The 19920-nt window shown below is 59.8% G+C and carries 17 protein-coding genes; 12 read left to right on the forward strand and 5 right to left on the reverse strand.

Annotated elements, in window-relative coordinates; genetic code table 11:
* Positions 1 to 68: 68 nt before the first annotated feature.
* A complete protein-coding gene (locus tag ACMXX3_RS06750; protein ID WP_421083970.1) occupies positions 69 to 782 on the reverse strand; it encodes a hypothetical protein in 714 nt (237 codons plus the stop codon).
* Between the two features lie 31 nt (positions 783 to 813).
* On the opposite strand from ACMXX3_RS06750, the gene ACMXX3_RS06755 reads away from it, so the two are divergent.
* The 7 genes from ACMXX3_RS06755 (at position 814) to ACMXX3_RS06785 (ending at position 6325) form a co-directional block, all read left to right on the forward strand.
* The gene (locus ACMXX3_RS06755) at positions 814 to 951 is read left to right on the forward strand and encodes a hypothetical protein (RefSeq protein WP_421083971.1); all 138 of its coding nucleotides are present in this window, start codon (positions 814 to 816) and stop codon (positions 949 to 951) included.
* 305 nt (positions 952 to 1256) lie between these two features.
* Complete coding sequence (locus ACMXX3_RS06760; protein ID WP_421083972.1) at positions 1257 to 1508, forward strand: HGxxPAAW family protein; 252 nt, start codon at positions 1257 to 1259, stop codon at positions 1506 to 1508.
* A 169-nt stretch (positions 1509 to 1677) separates the two neighbouring features.
* Entirely contained in the window at positions 1678 to 2505 is an 828-nt protein-coding gene (gene trpC / locus ACMXX3_RS06765; protein WP_421083973.1) for an indole-3-glycerol phosphate synthase TrpC, read from the forward strand.
* A gap of 94 nt (positions 2506 to 2599) precedes the next feature.
* Entirely contained in the window at positions 2600 to 3934 is a 1335-nt protein-coding gene (gene trpB / locus ACMXX3_RS06770; protein ID WP_421083974.1) for a tryptophan synthase subunit beta, read from the forward strand.
* A complete protein-coding gene (gene trpA / locus ACMXX3_RS06775; protein WP_421083975.1) occupies positions 3934 to 4782 on the forward strand; it encodes a tryptophan synthase subunit alpha in 849 nt (282 codons plus the stop codon). Before trpB ends, trpA begins: the two co-directional genes overlap by 1 nt.
* Positions 4783 to 4793: 11 nt before the next feature.
* Positions 4794 to 5705 (forward strand): prolipoprotein diacylglyceryl transferase, encoded by a 912-nt coding sequence (lgt, locus tag ACMXX3_RS06780; RefSeq protein WP_421083976.1) that lies wholly within the window; start codon positions 4794 to 4796, stop codon positions 5703 to 5705.
* Between the two features lie 167 nt (positions 5706 to 5872).
* A complete protein-coding gene (locus ACMXX3_RS06785; RefSeq protein ID WP_421083977.1) occupies positions 5873 to 6325 on the forward strand; it encodes a hypothetical protein in 453 nt (150 codons plus the stop codon).
* A gap of 71 nt (positions 6326 to 6396) precedes the next feature.
* On the opposite strand, the gene ACMXX3_RS06790 is transcribed toward ACMXX3_RS06785, so the two are convergent.
* Positions 6397 to 7419 carry an aminoglycoside phosphotransferase family protein gene (locus ACMXX3_RS06790; RefSeq protein WP_421083978.1) on the reverse strand — a complete coding sequence of 341 codons (1023 nt, stop codon included), beginning with the start codon at positions 7417 to 7419 and terminating at the stop codon, positions 6397 to 6399.
* 175 nt (positions 7420 to 7594) lie between these two features.
* Here ACMXX3_RS06790 and adhP point away from each other — a divergent pair, with 175 nt between their 5' ends.
* The 3 genes from adhP (at position 7595) to ACMXX3_RS06805 (ending at position 15384) form a co-directional block, all read left to right on the forward strand.
* Entirely contained in the window at positions 7595 to 8638 is a 1044-nt protein-coding gene (gene adhP / locus ACMXX3_RS06795; RefSeq protein ID WP_237200747.1) for an alcohol dehydrogenase AdhP, read from the forward strand.
* A gap of 589 nt (positions 8639 to 9227) precedes the next feature.
* Entirely contained in the window at positions 9228 to 13928 is a 4701-nt protein-coding gene (gltB, locus tag ACMXX3_RS06800; protein WP_421083979.1) for a glutamate synthase large subunit, read from the forward strand.
* A complete protein-coding gene (locus tag ACMXX3_RS06805) occupies positions 13921 to 15384 on the forward strand; it encodes a glutamate synthase subunit beta (protein WP_421083980.1) in 1464 nt (487 codons plus the stop codon). The genes gltB and ACMXX3_RS06805 overlap by 8 nt, the downstream gene beginning before the upstream one ends.
* 72 nt (positions 15385 to 15456) lie before the next feature.
* Here ACMXX3_RS06805 and ACMXX3_RS06810 read toward each other — a convergent pair whose 3' ends face one another.
* Positions 15457 to 16017 (reverse strand): flavodoxin domain-containing protein, encoded by a 561-nt coding sequence (locus ACMXX3_RS06810; RefSeq protein WP_421083981.1) that lies wholly within the window; start codon positions 16015 to 16017, stop codon positions 15457 to 15459.
* A 39-nt stretch (positions 16018 to 16056) separates the two neighbouring features.
* Positions 16057 to 16641, reverse strand: coding sequence for a flavodoxin domain-containing protein (locus ACMXX3_RS06815; RefSeq protein WP_421083982.1), 585 nt, complete (start codon positions 16639 to 16641; stop codon positions 16057 to 16059).
* A 320-nt stretch (positions 16642 to 16961) separates the two neighbouring features.
* Here ACMXX3_RS06815 and pyk point away from each other — a divergent pair, with 320 nt between their 5' ends.
* Together pyk and ACMXX3_RS06825 are read left to right on the forward strand one after the other, a co-directional pair.
* Positions 16962 to 18431 carry a pyruvate kinase gene (gene pyk / locus ACMXX3_RS06820; protein ID WP_421083983.1) on the forward strand — a complete coding sequence of 490 codons (1470 nt, stop codon included), beginning with the start codon at positions 16962 to 16964 and terminating at the stop codon, positions 18429 to 18431.
* 149 nt (positions 18432 to 18580) lie between these two features.
* A complete protein-coding gene (locus ACMXX3_RS06825) occupies positions 18581 to 19042 on the forward strand; it encodes an SRPBCC family protein (RefSeq protein ID WP_421083984.1) in 462 nt (153 codons plus the stop codon).
* A 235-nt stretch (positions 19043 to 19277) separates the two neighbouring features.
* Here the strand turns inward: ACMXX3_RS06825 and ACMXX3_RS06830 are convergent, their stop codons facing one another.
* The gene (locus tag ACMXX3_RS06830; protein WP_421083985.1) at positions 19278 to 19760 is read right to left on the reverse strand and encodes an excalibur calcium-binding domain-containing protein; all 483 of its coding nucleotides are present in this window, start codon (positions 19758 to 19760) and stop codon (positions 19278 to 19280) included.
* Between the last annotated feature and the right edge of the window lie 160 nt (positions 19761 to 19920).

Below are 19920 nucleotides of genomic sequence, written 5' to 3' on the forward strand. Positions count from 1 at the left end.
GAAAAACCCTGCCCCCTAACTACTGGAATAACATTGGGGAGGCACTAGAAAGTGCATCCCCTAAACAGTTATCTAACTTGGAAACTATTTTCACTGACGATAAAACCTGAGTAAGCTTCACCGGCGCATTCAACAGATTGCCCATGATTAATGCATGCTACTGAGCCTTCACTAATCGTTTCATTGACACCCAGGTATTTGCCCTGTTCTGTGATAGACGCGGACTGTGCAGGACGAATCTGCGGCGCATTTCGTACAAAACTATCATCTGAACGTGAAATATAAGTATCGCTGAACACTGCTTCACTAGGCTGCCCCTGGTAGTTGAGAGAACAGCTGACATGGCTGGCAGTGCCAGACCAAATTCGACATGACATAGTATCGGTTTTAAAGACGATATCTTCTGGTGTTGTTCGGTAAGCAGCGGGAGTCTGCACTGGAATTCCGCCAAGCGGATAATATGTCATAGCTTCAAGCCTCGTACCACCTTGGGTACAAGTGACGGAGCGTGCGTCATCCGAAACATCCTTCTGGGACCTGGTGTGGCAGGTGAAGCCCTGAATCTGGTAGTTGGAGGTATCGCCGCTGGTAAAGGTGGCGTTGAACTCTGCAAAGATGGACTGCACCTGGTCGCAAGTGACCTCTGTTCCGTTGGCAGCCACCACCAGGGTAGAAGCCCCCGTGGAGGACGGCCCGCAGGAGGTTCCCGGGGCTGCCTCGGCTGGATTCACCACAGGAGGCTGAATAGCCTGCACCGGCGTTTCCGCAGCCGGTGAAGCCACCTCAGCCGAGGTTTCCGAAACACTAGGTAAAGTGCCTTCGCTTGTTTCTGAGGCAGCAGCTGTCTCAGAAGCAACCGGGCTAGACGAAGCAATTGCCGAGGACGCAGTAGGGGAGCCTGCTACAGAGGGTGAAGCTGAGGCAAAAGAAGTAGAAGCTGAAGAACTTTGAGCATCATTACCAGCAGCGTCCTTACCCGCCGAACACCCAGACACCAGCAAAACTGCCCCAGCAGCAACAGCCAAAACCGGACGAAAAGACCTTTTAGCCCCAGACATAAAACCCCCAAAAATAATCGGAAAGACACCCTCAGTATAGGACTAAACCACCACCCACTGAGGCGCACCCCACAAAGGCCACACAACACCGTCCTAAATATTTCAGACTTTCACTCCCCATCTCCTAAGATAGAAATCAAGCACCCGTGCGCCTAGGCCCATACACCAGCGCACCCCACACACCACAAGGAGACTCACATGGCTCACCAGACCGTTGAGATGGTTCCCGACCTGCCCTACCCCAACCACGGCAACACCACCGCCTCCTGGGCCATGGTCATCATCATGACCCTCGGCTCTATCATCGGCGCCGTCGGCTTCTGCCTGTCTAACACCCCCATTTTCATCGTCGGTATGGCCGTGCTGGCCATCGGCATCGTCGCCGGTATCGTCCTCCGTTCAGCAGGCTACGGCCAGGGTGGCAAGCACACCAAGTACACCCACCACTAAGACTCAACCAGAGTTACACTCCGGGGCACCCAGCACACAGCCGGGTGCCCCGCCCTGTATCCACCAGGACCAAAAATTCTCAGCCGGTGAACCCACCTGGCACACCAGCTACCACCTGCGAGATACTAGAAGACACCAGACAGCCACCACCAGACCCAAAGGGGCACCCATGACCGTACTCGACGACATTATCGTTGGCGTCCGCGAAGACATGGCAGCACGCCAGGCCATCATTCCGCTTGAGACCATGAAGGCCCGAGCCTTAGAGGCAGCCCCAGCACTCGACGCCTACGCAGCCCTGCTCGGGGCAGATGAGGGCAGCGTTGAGATCATCTCCGAAGTCAAACGATCCTCCCCCTCCAAGGGAGCCCTTTCAGACATTCCCGACCCCGCTGAACTGGCCGCCGCCTACCAGGCCGGGGGAGCGGCAGCAATTTCGGTGCTCACCGAAGAGCGCCGCTTCAAGGGCACCCTGGCTGATTTGGACGCCGTCCGTGCCGCCGTCAGTATCCCGGTTCTGCGCAAGGACTTTACCGTGGACGAATACCAAATCTACGAAGCCCGCGCCCACGGGGCTGACCTGGTGCTGCTGATCGTTGCAGCCCTGGACGACGCCACCCTCCGCCGCTTCCTCGACCTCACCCATGAACTCGGAATGAACGCCCTGGTCGAAACCCACACCCCCGAAGAAATCGAACGGGCTGTTGCTGTGGGGGCCCGCATTGTGGGGGTCAATGTGCGCAACCTCAAGACCCTAGAGGTCGATAACGCCAACTTCAGCAAGCTAGCCCCCCTGCTGCCTGAGGACGCCGTCATCGTGGCTGAGTCGGGCGTTGCCAGCCCCCAGGACGTCGCCGACTACGCCGCCCACGGGGCTAAGGCTGTGCTGGTGGGCGAGGCCCTGGTCAAATCTGGCACCCCCACCGAAACCCTGCGGGACTTCCGCGCCGCCGGTAGCCAGGCCCGTCAAGCCTGGCTGGGTTCTGCCTCAGCCTAACCCCGAGCGTCCTTGCCACTTGTGAGGAAAGGCGGGCACAGCCGTCCGCCCCTCACCCACAAACTTTAAGACCAGCCCACCGAAGGGAAACCCCATGACCGAAACCCTGGCAGAACAATTCCTGGCAGCAGGCCAGAGCCTCAAAAACGCCCCCGGCCCCTACTTCGGGCAGTACGGTGGGCGCTACATGGCAGAATCCCTGATTGCTGCCATGGACGAGCTCGAAGAAACCTTTGAAAAGGCCAAGCTCGACCCCGACTTCATCGATGAATTCCGCCGCCTTTCAGCCGAATACTCCAACCGCCCCTCCCTGCTGACCGAGGTGCCCCGCCTCTCGGCAGAAGCCGGGGGAGTGCGCTTCTTCCTCAAGCGGGAAGATCTCAACCACACCGGATCCCACAAGATCAACAATGTCATCGGCCAGGCCCTACTGGCTAAACGCATGGGCAAGACCCGCCTGATTGCCGAAACCGGCGCAGGCCAGCACGGCGTAGCCACCGCCACCGCAGCTGCCCTCTTCGGCATGGAATGTGTGGTCTACATGGGCGAAGAGGACACCGAACGTCAGGCCCTCAACGTCGCCCGTATGCAGCTGCTGGGCGCCACCGTCATTGCCGTGCAGACCGGCTCCCGCACCCTTAAAGACGCTATCAATGAGGCCCTGCGCGACTGGGTCTCCAACGTAGACACCACCCACTACCTGCTGGGAACCGCAGCCGGTGCCCACCCCTTCCCCGCCATGGTGCGCTACTTCCACGACGCTATCGGCACCGAAGCCCGCGAACAGTTCCTTGAAGCAACAGGTACCCTGCCCACCGGCATTGCCGCCTGCGTCGGTGGCGGCTCCAACGCTATCGGCCTCTTCCATGCCTTCCTGGACGACGCTGACGTTAAGATTTTCGGCTTCGAAGCAGGCGGCGACGGAATCGACACCGACCGCCACGCCGCCACCATCTCCCTGGGCCGTCCCGGTATGCTCCACGGGGCCATCACCTACCTCATGCAGGACGACGACGGCCAAACTATCGAGTCCCACTCAATTTCTGCAGGCCTTGACTACCCCGGTGTCGGCCCCGAACATGCCTACCTCTCAGACATCGGCCGCGTCGACTACCAGGCCGTTACCGACACCGAAGCCATGGACGCCCTGCGCCTGCTCTGCCGCACCGAAGGCATCATCCCCGCCATCGAGTCCTCCCACGCCCTGGCCGGAGCCCTGCGCGTTGCCCGCCAGTGGGCGGCAGAAGACCCTGCCACCGCGCACGAAAAGTCCATGATTGTCTGCCTCTCGGGTCGAGGGGATAAGGACATGGAAACCGCTCTCAAGTGGTTCGGCCTGGGCAAGGCCATTCCCTCCACCAGCCTGAACGTGGGCAACAAGGAAGCGGCGGCAGAGACCACCGAACAGAACGAAAGCAAGGGTGCCTAATGAGCCACATCGATTTTCAGGACGAAGCCCGTTACTCGGTACGCAAGGGCACCTTCCCTGCCCCCAACCCCAACTCCAAGCTGGCTGCCCGACTCGCCGAGTGTAAGGCTGAGGGCCGTGCTGCCCTGATCGGCTACCTGCCTGTGGGCTACCCCAGTGTGGACGAGTCGATTGAGGCTGCCATTGAGATGGGCAAGAACGGGGTCGATATTATCGAACTCGGCCTGCCCTACTCGGACCCGGTCATGGACGGCCCCGTAATTCAGCGGGCCACCGTTGAGGCAATTGAGAAGGGCTTCCGCACCGACGACCTCTTCCGGGCCGTACGCGAGATTACCGCCGCCACCGACGCTGTCGTTCTGGTCATGACCTACTGGAACCCCGTGCTGCGTCGCGGTGTTGATCGTTTTGCTGAGGAGCTAGCTGCTGCCGGTGGTGCCGGTCTGATTACCCCCGACCTGGTACCCGATGAAGCCGCTGACTGGTTTGAAGCCTCAGAAAAGCACGGCCTGGACCGTATCTTCCTGGCAGCTATCTCATCTAGCCCCGAGCGTCTAGCCATGATTTCGAAAGCGTCAAGCGGCTTTGTCTACGCTGTCTCGGTCATGGGTGTCACCGGTGCCCGGGCCTCGGTCAATACTGCCGCCGAGACCCTGGTTGCTGACCTGCGGGCCGCCGGTGCTCCCGCTGCCTGCGTGGGCCTGGGCGTGTCCAAGCGCGAACACGTGGAAGAAATCGGTGCCTACGCAGACGGCGTCATTGTGGGTACCGCCCTGGTGAAGGCCCTGGCTGAGGGCGGGCCGTCCGCTGTTGGTGCCCTAACCCGCCAGCTGGCTGGCCGCGAGTAGGGGAGACGCCCATGACAGCTACCGTCCTTGCCTCTATTCCTTCGCCGTCCATCTCAACCATTGAGTTGGGCCCCCTGACCATCCACTTCTATGCCCTCTGCATACTGGCGGGCATTGTGGTCTGCATGTGGCTGACCGGCCGCCGCTGGGCTGCCTGGGGTGAAGACCCCGAACGCGTCTGGGACGTTGCCGTGTGGGCCATTCCCTCGGGCATTATCGGCGCCCGCCTCTACCATGTGCTCATTACCGACCCCGGCTCCTACTTTGGTGCAGGCACCAACCCGCTTGATGTCTTCAAGATTTGGGAGGGCGGTATCGGTATTATGGGCGCGATTTCGGTCGGTGGCCTGGGTGCCTGGTACGCCTGCCGCCGCTACGGTATTTCGCTGGCTAAGTTCGCGGACGCCGCCGCCCCCGGCATCATGATTGCTCAGGCTATGGGCCGCTGGGGTAACTGGTTTAACCAGGAGCTCTTTGGCAAGCCCACCACCCTGCCCTGGGGCCTGGAGATTTCGGCGTCCTCACCTAACTTCCCCGACCAGTACCCGGCAGGTACCCTCTTTCACCCGACTTTCCTGTATGAGTCGCTGTGGAATCTTCTTGGTGCCGCGCTTCTGATTGCCCTGGGCCGCCGCGGTATCTTCCAGCTGGGCCAGATCTTCTGGGCTTATGTTGTCTGGTATGGTTTCGGCCGCCTGATGATCGAGACCTTCCTGCGGATCGATACCGCTGAAATGCTGCTGGGGGTTCGTATCCATGTATGGACTTCTGGCCTGATCATGCTGCTGGGCATCGTCATGTTCGCCGTTATGGGGTTGCGTGCCCGCAGACGCGGGGAGCTGCCGGGCGCCTATATGGAAGGTGCTAGCGAGTCTAACGTGGACGAGCCTTCCCCGGCGTCCGTCCGCTCCTCCGGCAACTAGCGCACAAGCATAGAAACTAATCCGCATTTATTCTGAAAAGTCCGCAACTAGTTGCGGGTGCATCAGAATAAGTGCGGATTACTGTTTGCTCTGGGTCGGTGCAAGATTGATATGTCTACTTACTAAATGGTAGGGTGGATGTAGTCAGCTTCACAGAGGAGGTAATCATGAAGTATTCATCTTTCCCAAATCTCACAACGGTTCCGGCGTATCTGCTGTCTTCTACCATATGGGCGCTGGCAAGTTACGGGCTGCTTGTCTCATTAGGAACAGTATTTTCTTCGCGATTTTTCCAGCCCGGGCTAACGATTTTGTTCGGAGCCTGGGGTGGCGTCGCGCTGGTGTTCTTGGCTCCACATCACCAGGTAAAAGCTGAGCGTGAACAAGCAGATGGTGCAAAGCGCCGTGGATATTTCGACTCCTGGCTGCCGGGTAACCCTGTTGAAGCTGTGGCGGCACTGCTTATCTATGGTTGTGCTGTCAATGGTGCTGTATATGTCATTGCGTCAATGGCCGGAGTAGATTTCACCTGGGTCATGGCGCTCATGGGGCTGGTGGCAGCGCTTCCGGTTGCCGGTGCTGGTTTTAACCGAAACCTGGCTCGCGGTGGTAACCCCTAACCAGGGCGCCTAATCCGCATTTATTCTGAAAAGTCCGCAACTAGTTGCGGGTACATCAGAATAAGTGCGGATTACTTTTCGTCCCGGGCCAGTCTGGTCAGCAGGGCGGACGCGCGGTGGGCCCGCATATTCACCAGAGACGCGTTGGTCGATTCGCTGGGCTTCTGCATCGAAGCGTACAGATAGTAGCCCGCTAGCGCGACGACATTGGCCTTCAAAAACTCAAGCGGAGGGCGCCCGGACGTCGGAATCAGCTCCCTCACCTCGGTGAGGCTCAGGCTAGGGTCGGCAATCAGGGCGTCCGTCGCTACAGAAGCGACGTCAAAGTGGGGATTGCCCACCGTTACCCAGGGCCAGTCAATCAAAACTGCTTCACCAGTGGGGCGAATCAGAATGTTGTCGCCCCGCAGGTCCGTATGTACATAGGAGATTCCTGCCAAGTGGGCAACCAGGTGCTCATCGACAAAGGCAGCAAACTTGGCAGCCTTCTGGTTGACAAAGGGCAGCAGGCCCACCAGCTCCTGGTAGGAGTCGGTACCCCGAATGTAGGCCAGCTGCTCTAGGGTCACACCCTGGGTGAGCCTGTGCCAAAAAACGAGTTCTTCGGTTAGGTCCGCTTCAGTGGTCGGCAGGTTGAGATCCGCATTCACGGGAACCCGGCTCATGCCGTCCAGGGCTCGAAAAACGGCGGCCAGTTCCTCTCTTCGCCAGGGGTCTTCTGGGTGCCGCCCCTCGATATCTTCCAGAAGCAGGGCAACCCAGGCTGTGCCGTCCGCCCCTGAAAAATCACGGGTAGCGAGGACGGCCGGGGTCGGGGTGGTGCTGGGGAAGGACGCGGTGATGCGGCCCTCCTGCCGGTGCAGGTCAGCTGTTTGTGGGTGCAGGTTGGCGTCAACAGCCTTAAGGAAAGCCCTGCGCCCTGTGCGGGTGACCAGGCGGTCTGCGGTGCCCAGGCTAAACCCACCGCTTTGCGACTCGGCCCCGACTACGGCGTCACCGAGCACTTCTTCAACCCAGGCCTGCACAGTTCGGGGCAAATCTGCCCAGCTGGCACGCTGGGTACGAGGCTCTGGGGAAGGTATCTGGTCACTCATGGCTCTAACTTAGCTTATTTTTTTTTGGAGGTGTTGTCGGTACAGGGCCCTTAGGAGTAAAAGCGCCGTAACAGAAGAAAAAAATACAAAAACCCCTGGCCAGAAAACACCTGTCAGGCTAATCTTTAAGTGAGCCACACCACCAGACATAATGAACTCTCCTAGGAGATAAACCATGGCAACCATGAAAGCAGTTGTAGTCTCTGAACGTCTCGATGGCACCGTCGACATCGTAGATGTACCCGTCCCCGAAGTAGGCCACGGTCAGGTTCTGGCCAAGATTGAATACTCAGGCATCTGCCACACCGACCTTCACGTCGCTGCCAGCGACTTTGGCGAAAAGCCCGGCCGAATTCTTGGCCACGAAGGTGTCGGCGTCATTACCGAGGTTGGGCCCGGCGTTGACCACCTCAAGGTGGGCGACCGCGTCTGCGTTCCCTGGTTCTTCAAGGGCTGCGGCTACTGCGAATACTGCACTAGCGGCCGTGAAACTTTCTGCCGCTCCGTCGTCAACGCAGGCTACACTGCAGACGGTGGCATGAGCGAATACACCCTGCTCTACGCTGACTACACCGTCAAGGTTCCCGATGCACTTGATCCGGTAGAGGCTACCTCTATCACCTGTGCCGGTGTCACCACCTACAAGGCTGTGAAGGAATCAGGTGTCCGCCCCGGCCAGTGGATTGTTTGCTTCGGTGCAGGCGGCCTGGGTAACCTCTCCGTCCAGTACGCAAAGAATGTCTTCGGCGCCCAGGTTATCGCCGTTGACCTCAATGAAGACAAGCTGGTTCTGGCTAAGGACAGCGGCGCTGATGTCGTCATCAACGCAGCAAACGTTGACGATGTAGTCGCTGAGATTAAGAACGTCACCGATGGCGTTGGTGCCCACGTTGCTGTGGTCACTGCGGTAGCCAAGGCCGCCTTCAATCAGGCTGTCGATTCCGTCCGCGCCGGTGGCACCGTGGTTGCTGTTGGCCTGCCTACCGAGTCAATGGACCTGAACATCCCCCGCCTGGTGCTGGACGGCATTAGGGTCCAGGGCTCCCTGGTGGGTACCCGTCAGGACCTGGCTGAGGCCTTTGAATTCGGTGCCCAGGGTCGCGTCAAGCCCGTGGTGCAGCTCCGCCCGGTTGAAGATGCCCAGGCTATCTTCGATGAAATGCACGCTGGCCTGATTAACGGCCGTATGGTGCTCGACTTTACCGGGGCAACCAAGTAAACCCGTACGTCCTCAACTTTCCCTTCTAGGGTAAAGAGGGAGGGGCCCTGCACACCTGTGCAGGGCCCTTTCGTTTGCCCTAACATCTCACAATGAAACACAAAATTCCATATTCTGAAACATTTTGTTGCTTTTGTGTTTCACCCAAGGGTCCAAATAACCTTTGAATCAATGAATAATTACGACATTGCTTTTTTGCCTAATTGAAACCTGTCTGCTTGCAACAGTTTCAAAAATCCTTGAAAAACCGGGGCAATATCCCGCATCTTCTTCACCTGTCTAAAGATTGCCCGGGGGTAACCTGTTGAAAACTTACTCTCAGGTGCGTATAAATTTACACAGACGTAACTCGCAACGAACAGAATGGGTACCGTGTTCACCGCCCCAACTCCCGGCAGGTTGAACACGGTGAATCATCAGCCCCACCACGGGCAAAGATTAGCTCACGCGAACTCCACCGAGTCAGTGAAGTATCCACCGACCACTCGTGCTGCAACGGAGCGGCTAAACCAGGCGCCAAGCCCTGCTTGCTTCTCCGCCTCAACGTTTAGCCCCCTGGCACATTAGAACGTAAGTAGGAATGGCCACTATGAGTCACACACCGATCGGCGGTGCAGCACACGCTGCAGGGACCTTTGCCCAGGATTCCCACACCCTTGGGCACGCACCCTCACCTTTCGCAACTTTCGCAGCAATCCCAGAGGCCCAGGGCCTCTACAACCCCGATAACGAGAAGGACGCCTGTGGTCTGGCGATGATTGCCACCTTGCGGGGTACTCCCGGGCACGACATCGTTGACCACGCCCTAACCGCCCTGCGCCGCCTGGAGCACCGCGGTGCGGTGGGCGCAGATGAAGGAACCGGCGACGGTGCCGGTATTCTCCTGCAGATCCCCGATGCCTTCTTGCGTGAGGTTGTTGATTTTGACCTACCCGAACTGGGTAAATACGCCGTAGGTACCGCCTACCTGCCCACCGGCGGCGAGAATGCAGATGAACTCAAGGAGGGGCTAACCCAGATTGCCCAGCGCGAGGGCCTGCGGGTGCTCGGCTGGCGTGAGGTGCCCGTCAAGGCTGATATCGTGGGTAAGGCTGCCCGCGAGGTCATGCCCTACTTCGTGCAGATGTTTATTGCAGAGGCCTCAGGCGATGATCTGGATGCCGTCAACGCCCCCTTTACCGGCCACATCCCCGTCGTCAACCTGGACGAAGATTCAGAGCGCCGCCAGCTGGACCAGAAGGCCTTCCGGGTGCGCAAGAGGGCCCAGCACAAGCTCGGCGTCTACTTCCCGTCCTTCTCCTCGCGCACCATCGTCTACAAGGGCATGCTGACCACCGCCCAGCTGGAACCCTTCTACCCGGATCTTTCCGACCCCCGTTTTGCCACCAAGCTGGCGATCGTCCACTCGCGTTTCTCCACCAACACCTTCCCCTCCTGGCCCCTGGCCCAACCCTTCCGCACCATTGCCCACAACGGTGAAATCAACACGGTCAAGGGCAACCGCAATTGGATGCGGGCTCGCCAGTCCCAGCTCAAGTCCCCGGTACTGGGCCGCAACCCCGAAGAGCTCTTCCCGATTTGCTCTGTGGGCGCTTCTGACTCCCAGAGCTTCGACGAGGTCGCTGAACTACTGATGCTCTCGGGACGCTCGGCTGCCCAGGTGCTCATGATGATGGTTCCCGAGGCCTGGGAAAACCACGAGACCATGGACGAAGACCGCCGCGCCTTCTACCGCTACCACTCCTCCCTCATGGAGCCCTGGGACGGCCCTGCCGCCATTGCCTTTACGGACGGCGATAACGTCGGTTCTGTGCTGGACCGCAACGGCCTGCGCCCCGGCCGCTACTGGGTCACCGACGAGGGCCTGGTCATTCTGGCTTCTGAGGTCGGCGTGGTCGATATGCCCGAAGAAAAGATTGTTGAGAAGGGCCGCGTTTCACCCGGCAAGATGTTCTTCGTTGATACCAAGGCAGGACGCCTGGTGCCCGACGAAGAGGTCAAGGCAGCGGTTGCCGCCGAGCAGCCCTGGAAGCAGTGGGCCGACGAGAACATCGTTGACCTGGCTGATCTGCCCGAGCGCGAGCACATCCGTGCCTCCCGCAAGTCGATTCTCAAGCGTCAGCAGACCTTCGGCTACACCGAAGAAGAGCTACGGAAGATCCTGGCCCCCATGGCCAAGACCGGCGCTGAGCCCATCTACGCCATGGGCACCGACACCCCCATTGCGGTGCTGTCTACCCGCCACCGCCTGCTCTTTGACTACTTCGTGCAGTCCTTTGCCCAGGTGACCAACCCGCCGCTGGACTCCATCCGTGAAGAGCTGGTAACCAGCCTAAAGACCTCTATCGGCGCCGACGGCAACCTGCTGCGCAACGGCCGCGTCAAGGTACAGCACGTGGGGCTCAACTTCCCCGTCATCAACAACGACGAACTCGATAAGATCGCCCACATCGAGGACGAGGACGGCATGCCCGCCGCCCTCAAGGTCAGCGGCCTCTACCCGGCTCATGGGGGAGAGGAGGCCCTGCGGGCCCGCCTGGCTGAAATCTGTGAAAAGGTTTCTGCCGCGGTGGAACGCGGCGTGCAGTTCCTGATCCTCTCTGACCGTAACTCCAACGGCGCCTGGGCACCCATCCCGTCCTTGCTGCTGACCAGTGCCGTCCACCACCACCTGCTGCGCTCAGCTACCCGCACCAAGGTCGCCCTGATCGTTGAGGCCGGCGACGTCCGCGAGGTCCACCATGTCGCCACCCTGATTGGCTACGGTGCCTCAGCCGTCAACCCCTACCTGGCCATGGAATCAGTAGAAGAGCTGGTCGCCCAGGGTGAAATCACCGGCGTGACCGAGTCCGAGGCCGTCTACAACCTGATCAAGGCCCTGGGCAAGGGCCTGCAGAAGATCATGTCCAAGATGGGTATCTCCACCGTCTCCTCCTACTGCGGTGCCCAGACTTTTGAGGCCCTGGGCCTCTCCCAGACCCTGGTTGACCAGTACTTCACCGGCACCCACTCCCAGATGGACGGCGTCGGCCTGGACGTCATTGAAGCTGAGGTCCGCAAGCGCCACCACGACGCCTACCCCGACGATGGTGTTGCCGTACCCCACCGCGCTCTTGAAACAGGCGGCGAGTACGACTGGCGCCGCGAGGGCCCGCCCCACCTCTTCAACCCCGAGACGATCTTCCGTCTGCAGCACTCCACCAAGACCCGTCGCTACGACATCTTCAAGTCCTACACCAAGCTGGTCGACGACCAGGCCAAGGACCTGATGACCCTGCGCGGCCTCTTCACCTTCACCGAAGACCGCACCCCCATCTCCATTGACGAGGTTGAGCCTGTCAGCGAGATCGTCAAGCGGTTCTCCACCGGTGCTATGAGCTACGGCTCTATCTCCAAGGAAGCCCACGAGACTCTGGCCATTGCCATGAATCGCCTGGGTGCCAAGTCCAACACCGGTGAGGGAGGCGAGGACGTCGAGCGCCTGCTCGACCCCGAACGTCGCTCAGCCATCAAGCAGGTAGCCTCCGGCCGTTTCGGCGTCACATCCCTCTACCTGACCAACGCCGACGACATCCAGATCAAGATGGCCCAGGGTGCCAAGCCCGGCGAGGGCGGCCAGCTCATGGCCCAGAAGGTCTACCCCTGGGTAGCCAAGACCCGCCACTCCACCCCCGGCGTCTCCCTGATTTCGCCCCCGCCCCACCACGATATCTACTCCATCGAGGACCTCGCCCAGCTCATCTACGACTGCAAGCGGGCTAACCCCTCCGCCCGAATCCACGTCAAGCTGGTGTCTGAAATCGGTATCGGCACCGTGGCCGCAGGCGTCACCAAGGCTAAGGCCGACGTCGTGCTCATCTCGGGCCACGACGGCGGCACCGGCGCAGCCCCGCTCAACTCCCTCAAGCACGCAGGTGCCCCCTGGGAGCTCGGCCTGGCCGAAGCCCAGCAGACCCTCATGATCAACGGCCTGCGCGACCGCGTCGTCGTCCAGGCGGACGGCCAGCTCAAGACCGGCCGCGACGTCATCATCGCCGCCCTGCTGGGTGCCGAAGAATACGGCTTCGCCACCGCGCCTCTGGTCGTCGAGGGCTGCATCATGATGCGTAAGTGCCACCTGGACACCTGCCCCGTGGGCGTCGCCACCCAGAACCCCGACCTGCGGGCCCGCTTCACCGGCCAGGCCGACCATGTGGTCAACTTCTTCGAGTTCATCGCCGAAGAGGTACGCGAATACCTGGCCCAGCTGGGCTTCCGCACCCTGGACGAAGCCATCGGCCACGCCGAGGTCCTGGATATGTCCCAGGCCATCGAGCACTGGAAGGCTGACGGCCTCGACCTGTCCAAGGTACTGACCTCCACCGCCGTCGAATACGCCGGTGAGGGAATCCGCCACCTCAAGGACCAGGACCACGAACTGGATCAGCATATCGACAACACCTTCATTGCAGCCGCCCAGGCCACCCTGAGCGACCGCACCCCCGTCGCCATCGACTCACCGGTGGTCAACACCGACCGCTCGATCGGCACCATGCTGGGCCACACCGTCACCAAGACCTTCGGTATTGAGGTGCTGGACCACGACTCCATCACCCTCAACCTGACCGGCCACGCAGGCCAGTCCCTGGGTGCCTTCCTGCCGCAGGGTATCACCATCCGCCTGACCGGCGACTCCAACGACTACGTCGGCAAGGGCCTCTCCGGTGGCCGGATTATCGTGGCTCCGGACGCCGCCGCCCCCCTGGTTGCCGAAGAGAACGTGGTTGCCGGTAACGTCATCGGCTACGGCGCCACCAGCGGTGAAATGTTCATCCGCGGTATCGTCGGTGAGCGCTTCCTGGTACGTAACTCCGGTGCAACCGCTGTGGTTGAAGGCATTGGCGACCACGGCTGCGAATACATGACTGGCGGCAAGACCCTGATCCTGGGCTCAACCGGACGCAACTTCGGTGCCGGCATGAGCGGCGGTATCGCCTACGTCCTGGACCTCGACATGGCCAAGGTCAACAAGCAGTCCCGCGAGTCCGGGGAACTCACCTTCCTCGACCTCACCGAGGACGACCGCGCCGAGGTAGCCCTGCTGCTGACCCGCCACCACACCGAAACTGGCTCCACCCTGGCAGCCAGCCTGCTCGAAGACCTTGACGCCACCATTGGTCGAATCACCAAGGTGCTCCCGCGCGACTTCGCAGCCGTTCAAGAAATCCGTGCCGAGGCTGTAGCCGCCGGCGAAGACCCCGAATCCATGCAGGTTTGGAACAAGATTTTGGAGGTGACCGCTCGTGGCTGATCCCCGCGGTTTTCTGAAAGTAACCACCCGTCAAGACCGACCCAAGCGCCCCGTACCCGTCCGTATCCTGGACTGGAAAGAAGTGCAGGTCGCCCAGAACTCGGCCGTCCTCAAAACCCAGGCCTCCCGCTGCATGGACTGCGGTGTTCCCTTCTGCCACGTCGGCTGCCCCCTGGGCAACCTGATCCCCGAATGGAACGACCTGACCTGGCGCGAACAGACTGAGAAGGCCGTAGAGCGTCTACACGCCACCAACAACTTCCCCGAGTTCACCGGACGCGTCTGCCCGGCTCCCTGCGAAACCTCCTGCGTGCTGGGTATCAACCAGCCTGCAGTGACCATTAAGCAGATTGAATACACCATCGCTGAGCAGGCCTTCGAGGGCGGCTACATCGAGCCCATTATGCCCGACCGGATGCTCGATAAGACCGTGGCCGTCGTCGGTTCAGGCCCCGCCGGTCTGGCCGCTGCCCAGCAGCTCACCCAGGCAGGTTTCACCGTCGCTGTCTTCGAACGCGACGACAAGGTCGGCGGCCTGCTGCGCTATGGCATCCCCGACTTCAAACTCGAAAAAGATATCGTGGACCGCCGTATCGAGGTCATGAAAGCCGAGGGCACCCGCTTCCGCACCGGCGTAGAAATCGGCAAAGACATCACCTGGGACGACCTCAAGCGCCGCTACGACGCCGTCATTGTGGCCACCGGCGCCACCGCCCCCCGCGCCCTGCCCATCCCCGGGGCCGACCTGGACGGCGTCCACTACGCCATGCCCTACCTAACCGAAGCCAACCGCGTGGTTGCAGGCGACCTGGCCGCCCCCACCATCGACGCCGCCGGTAAGCACGTCATCGTGCTCGGCGGTGGCGACACCGGCTCAGACTGCATTGGTACCGCCGTCCGCCAGGGAGCTGCCTCCATCACCACCCTGGCCATCGGCAAGAAGCCCAGCACCGAGCGTCCTGAGAACGAGCCCTGGCCCATGTTTCCCAAGGTCTTCGAAGTCTCCTCCTCCCACGAAGAGGGCGGCGAACGCAAGTACCTGGCCTCCACCGTCGAATTCGTGGGCGAGAACGGTAAACTCACCGGCCTCAAGGTCGCTGAAACCGAATACCTGCCCGATGGCCGCCGCGTGCCCAAGGCTGGCACCGAACACGTCATCCCGGCTGACCTGGTCTTCCTGGCCCTGGGCTTCACCGGCCAGGAGAACGACTCCATCACCAGCCAGATCGGCGCTGAACTCGACAGCCGCACCAACGTTGCCCGCGACGAAAACTACATGACCAACGTCCCCGGCGTCTTCTCCTGTGGCGACGCCGGCCGTGGCCAGTCCCTGGTCGTCTGGGCTATCGCAGAAGGACGCGCCTGCGCCGCCGCCGTCGAAAAGCACCTGACCGGCTCAACCCTGCTGCCGGCCCCCGTCGCCCCCAGCGACCGGGCAATCGACCTCAGCGTCTAACCCCACCACACGAAACAGGCCCTGAACCTCACAAGGAGGTTCAGGGCCTGAACAATATCCAGTATCAAAGACTTACTTCAAAGCCTTCTTCACAGCCTCAACCAGGGGCAGAATCTGCTCCCGGGATGAATAATCAACAGTTTTCGCAGCAAAGCTATCGAGCATCTGCTGGTTAGCCACCGACTTCTTAGGCAGGGCAGCAATAGCCGAGCGAATACCCACCATCACCGTCTTATGCTTCAAAGACAGGCGGGTATGGTCAAGGCCGCCGCGAACGTGGAAGGTCGCCTGGGCGTCCTCAACCAGGGCAGAACCAAGGTTCTTTACCAGCACCCCATCAAGCTTCTCAGCGCTCGCCCCCTCCAGACCGCTAAAAGAGACGGTAAACAAGAAGAGCGGACGAACCCGAAGCTCCGGGGCACACCGCTTGATATCAGGGGATCCGGTCAAAAAGCCGCCGTAATCACCCATGCCGACCACAACGGCATCCGCATCAGCGATGAGGCGTTCAGTCAGTTCCTGGGCCGGAACCGTCACAGGAGCATAGGTGCCTTCAAGCTCTTCTGCGATCCACCGGGCGTACTGCTCGGTGTAGCCGTACTGGCTACCGTGAATAATAAGAACTGACTTCATGGTTTCCTTTTGGTGCGGTAGATGAGCGACGGGCGGGGCCTAGGCAATCTCACCCAGGTAGCTGACAACCTGCTCCACCAGGGGCTTGATGAAATCGCGGTCCATATGGTCAGCCCCGCCGTTTTCAAAGGCCTCAATCAGCTGCTTGTCGTACTCGTTCTGCTTGGGCTTGAGCTTGTAGGCGGTCTTGACGCCGGTGAGGGCAGTGCGGTGGAGCTTGGACATCTCATCCATCTTCAGGCCCCCGCGGAAGTGGTAGGCAGGTCGGCCATCAGCAATCTCTGCCTTGTAGGATTTCAGGACGCGGTCGTCCAGGTAGGAGCGGGGGTAGACAGCGGTGCCGTTGAAGGAGACGGTGTAGAAGAGGCGGTAGGGAACCTTGGCCATTGCCTCCCGGCGCTTACGCAGGGTGGGAGCACCGGTGAGGAAGCCACCCAGGTAGCTGGCCCCAATAATGAGGATATCTGCCTGCTCAATCATGTCGTCAGTGGCTTCAGTGACGGGGGAGAGGACGATCTCAGGGGCCACTTCCGTAGCTCGCAGATCCTCTGCAATCCAGTGGGCGTAGCGTTCAGTGTGGCCGTAGGTTGAGCCGAAGAGAATGAGGACTGAAGGGCGGGTCATGGAAACCTCTTATGTTTTCTGCGATTGTAGATCAAAGTTCAGGATACGCCCCTGCTAGATACCTGTTCAACATTTCTGGTGCGTGCCGCCAGGTGACCTACGACTTCTGACCGGTTATGTGTGTTTTTGTGGGGTTTGTGGGTGATTGTTAGAAAAAAGTGCCGGAGACCTCAGGTAAAACCTCATAAAACAACGTATAATGGAGCTTGGACATGCAGGATGACCGGAATCCATTTGTGAATACGTTGGTTTTAGCTAGTCATAATCGGTTCCCGGCACCTCACCCGGTTCTCAGCCCCCTATAGACCTAAGGTTGATTGATGAGACGCGCAAAGATTGTTTGTACTATTGGCCCTGCAATTTCCGCACCGGAAAAGATCGCAGCAGCTATCGAAGCGGGTATGAATGTTGCCCGCCTGAACATGAGCCATGGTGACCACGAGGTTCACACCAACTCATACAACACCATCCGCGAGCAGGCTGAGAAGCTGGGCAAGAACGTCGCAATCCTCGCCGACCTCCAGGGCCCCAAGATTCGCCTGGAAACCTTCAAGAACGGTGCCGAAGTTCTCGAACCCGGCGACACCTTCAAGATCACTATCGAAGACGTCGAAGGCACCAAAGAAATCTGCGGCACCACCTTCAAGGGCCTGCCCGGCGATGTCAAGCCCGGCGACACCCTGCTGATTGACGACGGCAAGATCCGCCTCGAAGCCATTGAAGTTGACGAAACCACCGTCACCACCCGCGTCATCGTCGGCGGCCCCATCTCCAACAACAAGGGTATTAACCTGCCCGGCGTTGCAGTCTCTATTCCTGCCCTGACCGAGAAGGACGAACGCGACCTGCGTTTCGCCCTGAACATGGGTGTGGACATCATCGCCCTTTCCTTCGTCCGCTCCGGCGACGACATCACCCGCGTCCACGAAATCATGGCTGAAGAAGGCCGTAAGATCGCCGTCATTGCAAAGGTCGAAAAGCCCCAGGCTGTTGAAAACCTGCAGGACATCGTCGATAAGTTTGACGGCATCATGGTCGCCCGTGGTGACCTGGGTGTCGAATTCCCCCTCGAAGAGGTACCCCTGGTTCAGAAGCGGGCCATCGAACTGGCCCGCCGCTGGGCAAAGCCCGTCATTGTGGCTACCCAGGTGCTGGAAACTATGATCCAGAACCCCACCCCCACCCGTGCAGAGGCCTCCGACTGCGCTAACGCCATCCTCGACGGTGCTGACGCGGTCATGCTCTCCGGTGAAACATCCGTGGGTAAGTACCCGATCATCACCATTCAGACCATGGCCCGTATCATCAAGTCCACCGAAGAACGCGGCCTCTTCCGGGTTCCCGAACTGGGCACTTCACCCAAGACTCGCGGCGGCGCTATCACCCGCGCAGCTGTCAACATCGCTGACCAGCTGGACGTCAAGTACATCGCAGCCTTCACCCAGTCCGGTGACACTGCCCGCCGTCTGGCCCGCCTGCGTCCGGCCAAGCCCGTTCTGGCCCTGACCCCCGAGCCCTCCGTCCGCGCCTTCCTCTCCCTCCTGTGGGGTGTTGAAGCAGCTGTCTCACCCGCGGCTAAGGACACCGACGAGATGACCGCCGTTGTTGACCGCTACATGCTGGCCAACGGCCTGGCCAACGCTAACGACATGATTGTTATGGCCGCCGGTTCACCTCCCGGTGTTGCAGGCTCCACCAACACCGTCAAGGTCCACCGCGTTGGTGACCTCGACGACGCTGGTGCGGTTCTGCCTGAGGCCCGCGAACAGGTTGGCCCCTACACCGACTAAAACCATGAGGTAAGGGTAAGGTTCTTGCCCTGGTATAGAAAAACCCCGGCTCCACCTTTTGCTGAGGTGGAGCCGGGGTTTTTCTGTGTGATTAAGGGTACGAAAGGACGCGGCGGTTTGGGCGGACGCGGGGCCGTAAACTGTCCTGTATGACTGAAACTTTTCTCACTCGCACTATCCTTATTAAGGCCCCGGCAGACCGGGTCCGCTCCCTCATTGAAGACCTGCACGCCTGGGAAAGCTGGTCCCCCTGGCAGGCCCTTGACCCTGCCATGAAGCAAACCTACTCAGGGGCTGACCGTGGAGTTGGCGCCCGCATGGAGTGGGAGGGTAACAAGCAGGCAGGTTCTGGCCGGATGCATGTGGTGACCGTTGAGCCTGAACTGGTTGAGGTTGACCTGGAGTTCATCAAGCCCTGGAAGGCAACTAACCGGAGCCACTTCAAACTGCAAGAAACCGGTGAAGGGACTGTGGTGGCCTGGTCCATGAGCGGGGAGCAAACCCTGCTGATGAAGGTAATGTTTAAGGTCTTTAATATGCAGAAGAAGATTGGGGCAGATTTTGATCGGGGTCTGCAGAGCCTCAAAGCAGTTGCAGAATCTGCAGAATAAATCCCTACATCTTAAGTAACCTGTCTATAATTTCTGTCTAGCAGGTGTAGACTGAATATGGTGATTCAAGGCCAGATGATGTGGTTTTGAATCGAACCACCGTAGGAACCACAAGATCAGAACCACTTCTGGTCTTGGAATCCTCACCAGCTCGCCCACCCCAGATATGGGGTGGGCGAGTTTTTTTATCCATCAAACATAAGGTCTGAAGTGCTCTATCGCTGGGTCAGCTTCACTACTTGTCGCAGGCTATTCCGTCACCATCACGGTCAAGCTTGGAACTATAGGCGGGGTGACCTGCTGGGATATGCGAGTAACCAGCAGCTTTTGCTTCCGCACAAGAGCCAAAACTCAGGTTGGCAGCTGGCGCTTCAACAGGTGCAGGTGCGGGTGCAGGTGCTTCGACCGGTTGAGCCGGTGCTTCAACGGGGGCAGGAGGAGCCTGGAAGAACTGTGCTTGCTGGGTTTGCTCTACAGGGGCTGGTTCCTGAACTGAATCCTGTGCTGGGGCTTCTGCAACTTCTGGGGCAGGGCTTTCCTGCTGTTCTTCAGGGGCTGCTGCTGAGCTTGTAGTTTCAGGGGTGGGCTCCGGAGTGGGCGACGGGGTAGGAGTGGGGGTGGGCGACGGCGTGGGAGAAGGTGAGGGCGAAGGGGTTGCCGTTGCACTAGTTGAGGGTGAAGCTGGGCTTTCCTCTTTGTCTGAGGCCGGTGAAAGCATTGCCCCAATCAGTGAGATTACAAGGAGCGCAACAAATAGAATCCCCAAGCAACCGAGGCATCCTAGACAACCAAAAAGGCCTTTTTTCTGGCGGAGGTTTTCTGGCATAGCTTGGAAGGCTGCACCTGCTGCTGCAGAGGAATTATTTTGCTGAGAGAAA

Origin of the sequence: Rothia nasimurium, from assembly GCF_049068285.1 — a bacterium.
GTDB classification, from domain to species: Bacteria; Actinomycetota; Actinomycetes; order Actinomycetales; family Micrococcaceae; genus Rothia; species Rothia nasimurium_I.

What these genes read in the sequence shown, in the direction of transcription:
- trpC (WP_421083973.1), top strand. Translation starts at nt 1,678, where the DNA reads ATGACCGTACTCGACGACATTATCGTTGGCGTCCGCGAAGACATGGCA.
- ACMXX3_RS06790 (WP_421083978.1), bottom strand. Translation starts at nt 7,419, where the DNA reads ATGAGTGACCAGATACCTTCCCCAGAGCCTCGTACCCAGCGTGCCAGC.
- lgt (WP_421083976.1), top strand. Translation starts at nt 4,794, where the DNA reads ATGACAGCTACCGTCCTTGCCTCTATTCCTTCGCCGTCCATCTCAACC.
- ACMXX3_RS06815 (WP_421083982.1), bottom strand. Translation starts at nt 16,641, where the DNA reads ATGACCCGCCCTTCAGTCCTCATTCTCTTCGGCTCAACCTACGGCCAC.
- ACMXX3_RS06785 (WP_421083977.1), top strand. Translation starts at nt 5,873, where the DNA reads ATGAAGTATTCATCTTTCCCAAATCTCACAACGGTTCCGGCGTATCTG.
- trpA (WP_421083975.1), top strand. Translation starts at nt 3,934, where the DNA reads ATGAGCCACATCGATTTTCAGGACGAAGCCCGTTACTCGGTACGCAAG.
- ACMXX3_RS06825 (WP_421083984.1), top strand. Translation starts at nt 18,581, where the DNA reads ATGACTGAAACTTTTCTCACTCGCACTATCCTTATTAAGGCCCCGGCA.
- adhP (WP_237200747.1), top strand. Translation starts at nt 7,595, where the DNA reads ATGGCAACCATGAAAGCAGTTGTAGTCTCTGAACGTCTCGATGGCACC.
- ACMXX3_RS06830 (WP_421083985.1), bottom strand. Translation starts at nt 19,760, where the DNA reads ATGCTTTCACCGGCCTCAGACAAAGAGGAAAGCCCAGCTTCACCCTCA.
- pyk (WP_421083983.1), top strand. Translation starts at nt 16,962, where the DNA reads ATGAGACGCGCAAAGATTGTTTGTACTATTGGCCCTGCAATTTCCGCA.
- trpB (WP_421083974.1), top strand. Translation starts at nt 2,600, where the DNA reads ATGACCGAAACCCTGGCAGAACAATTCCTGGCAGCAGGCCAGAGCCTC.
- ACMXX3_RS06760 (WP_421083972.1), top strand. Translation starts at nt 1,257, where the DNA reads ATGGCTCACCAGACCGTTGAGATGGTTCCCGACCTGCCCTACCCCAAC.
- gltB (WP_421083979.1), top strand. Translation starts at nt 9,228, where the DNA reads ATGAGTCACACACCGATCGGCGGTGCAGCACACGCTGCAGGGACCTTT.
- ACMXX3_RS06810 (WP_421083981.1), bottom strand. Translation starts at nt 16,017, where the DNA reads ATGAAGTCAGTTCTTATTATTCACGGTAGCCAGTACGGCTACACCGAG.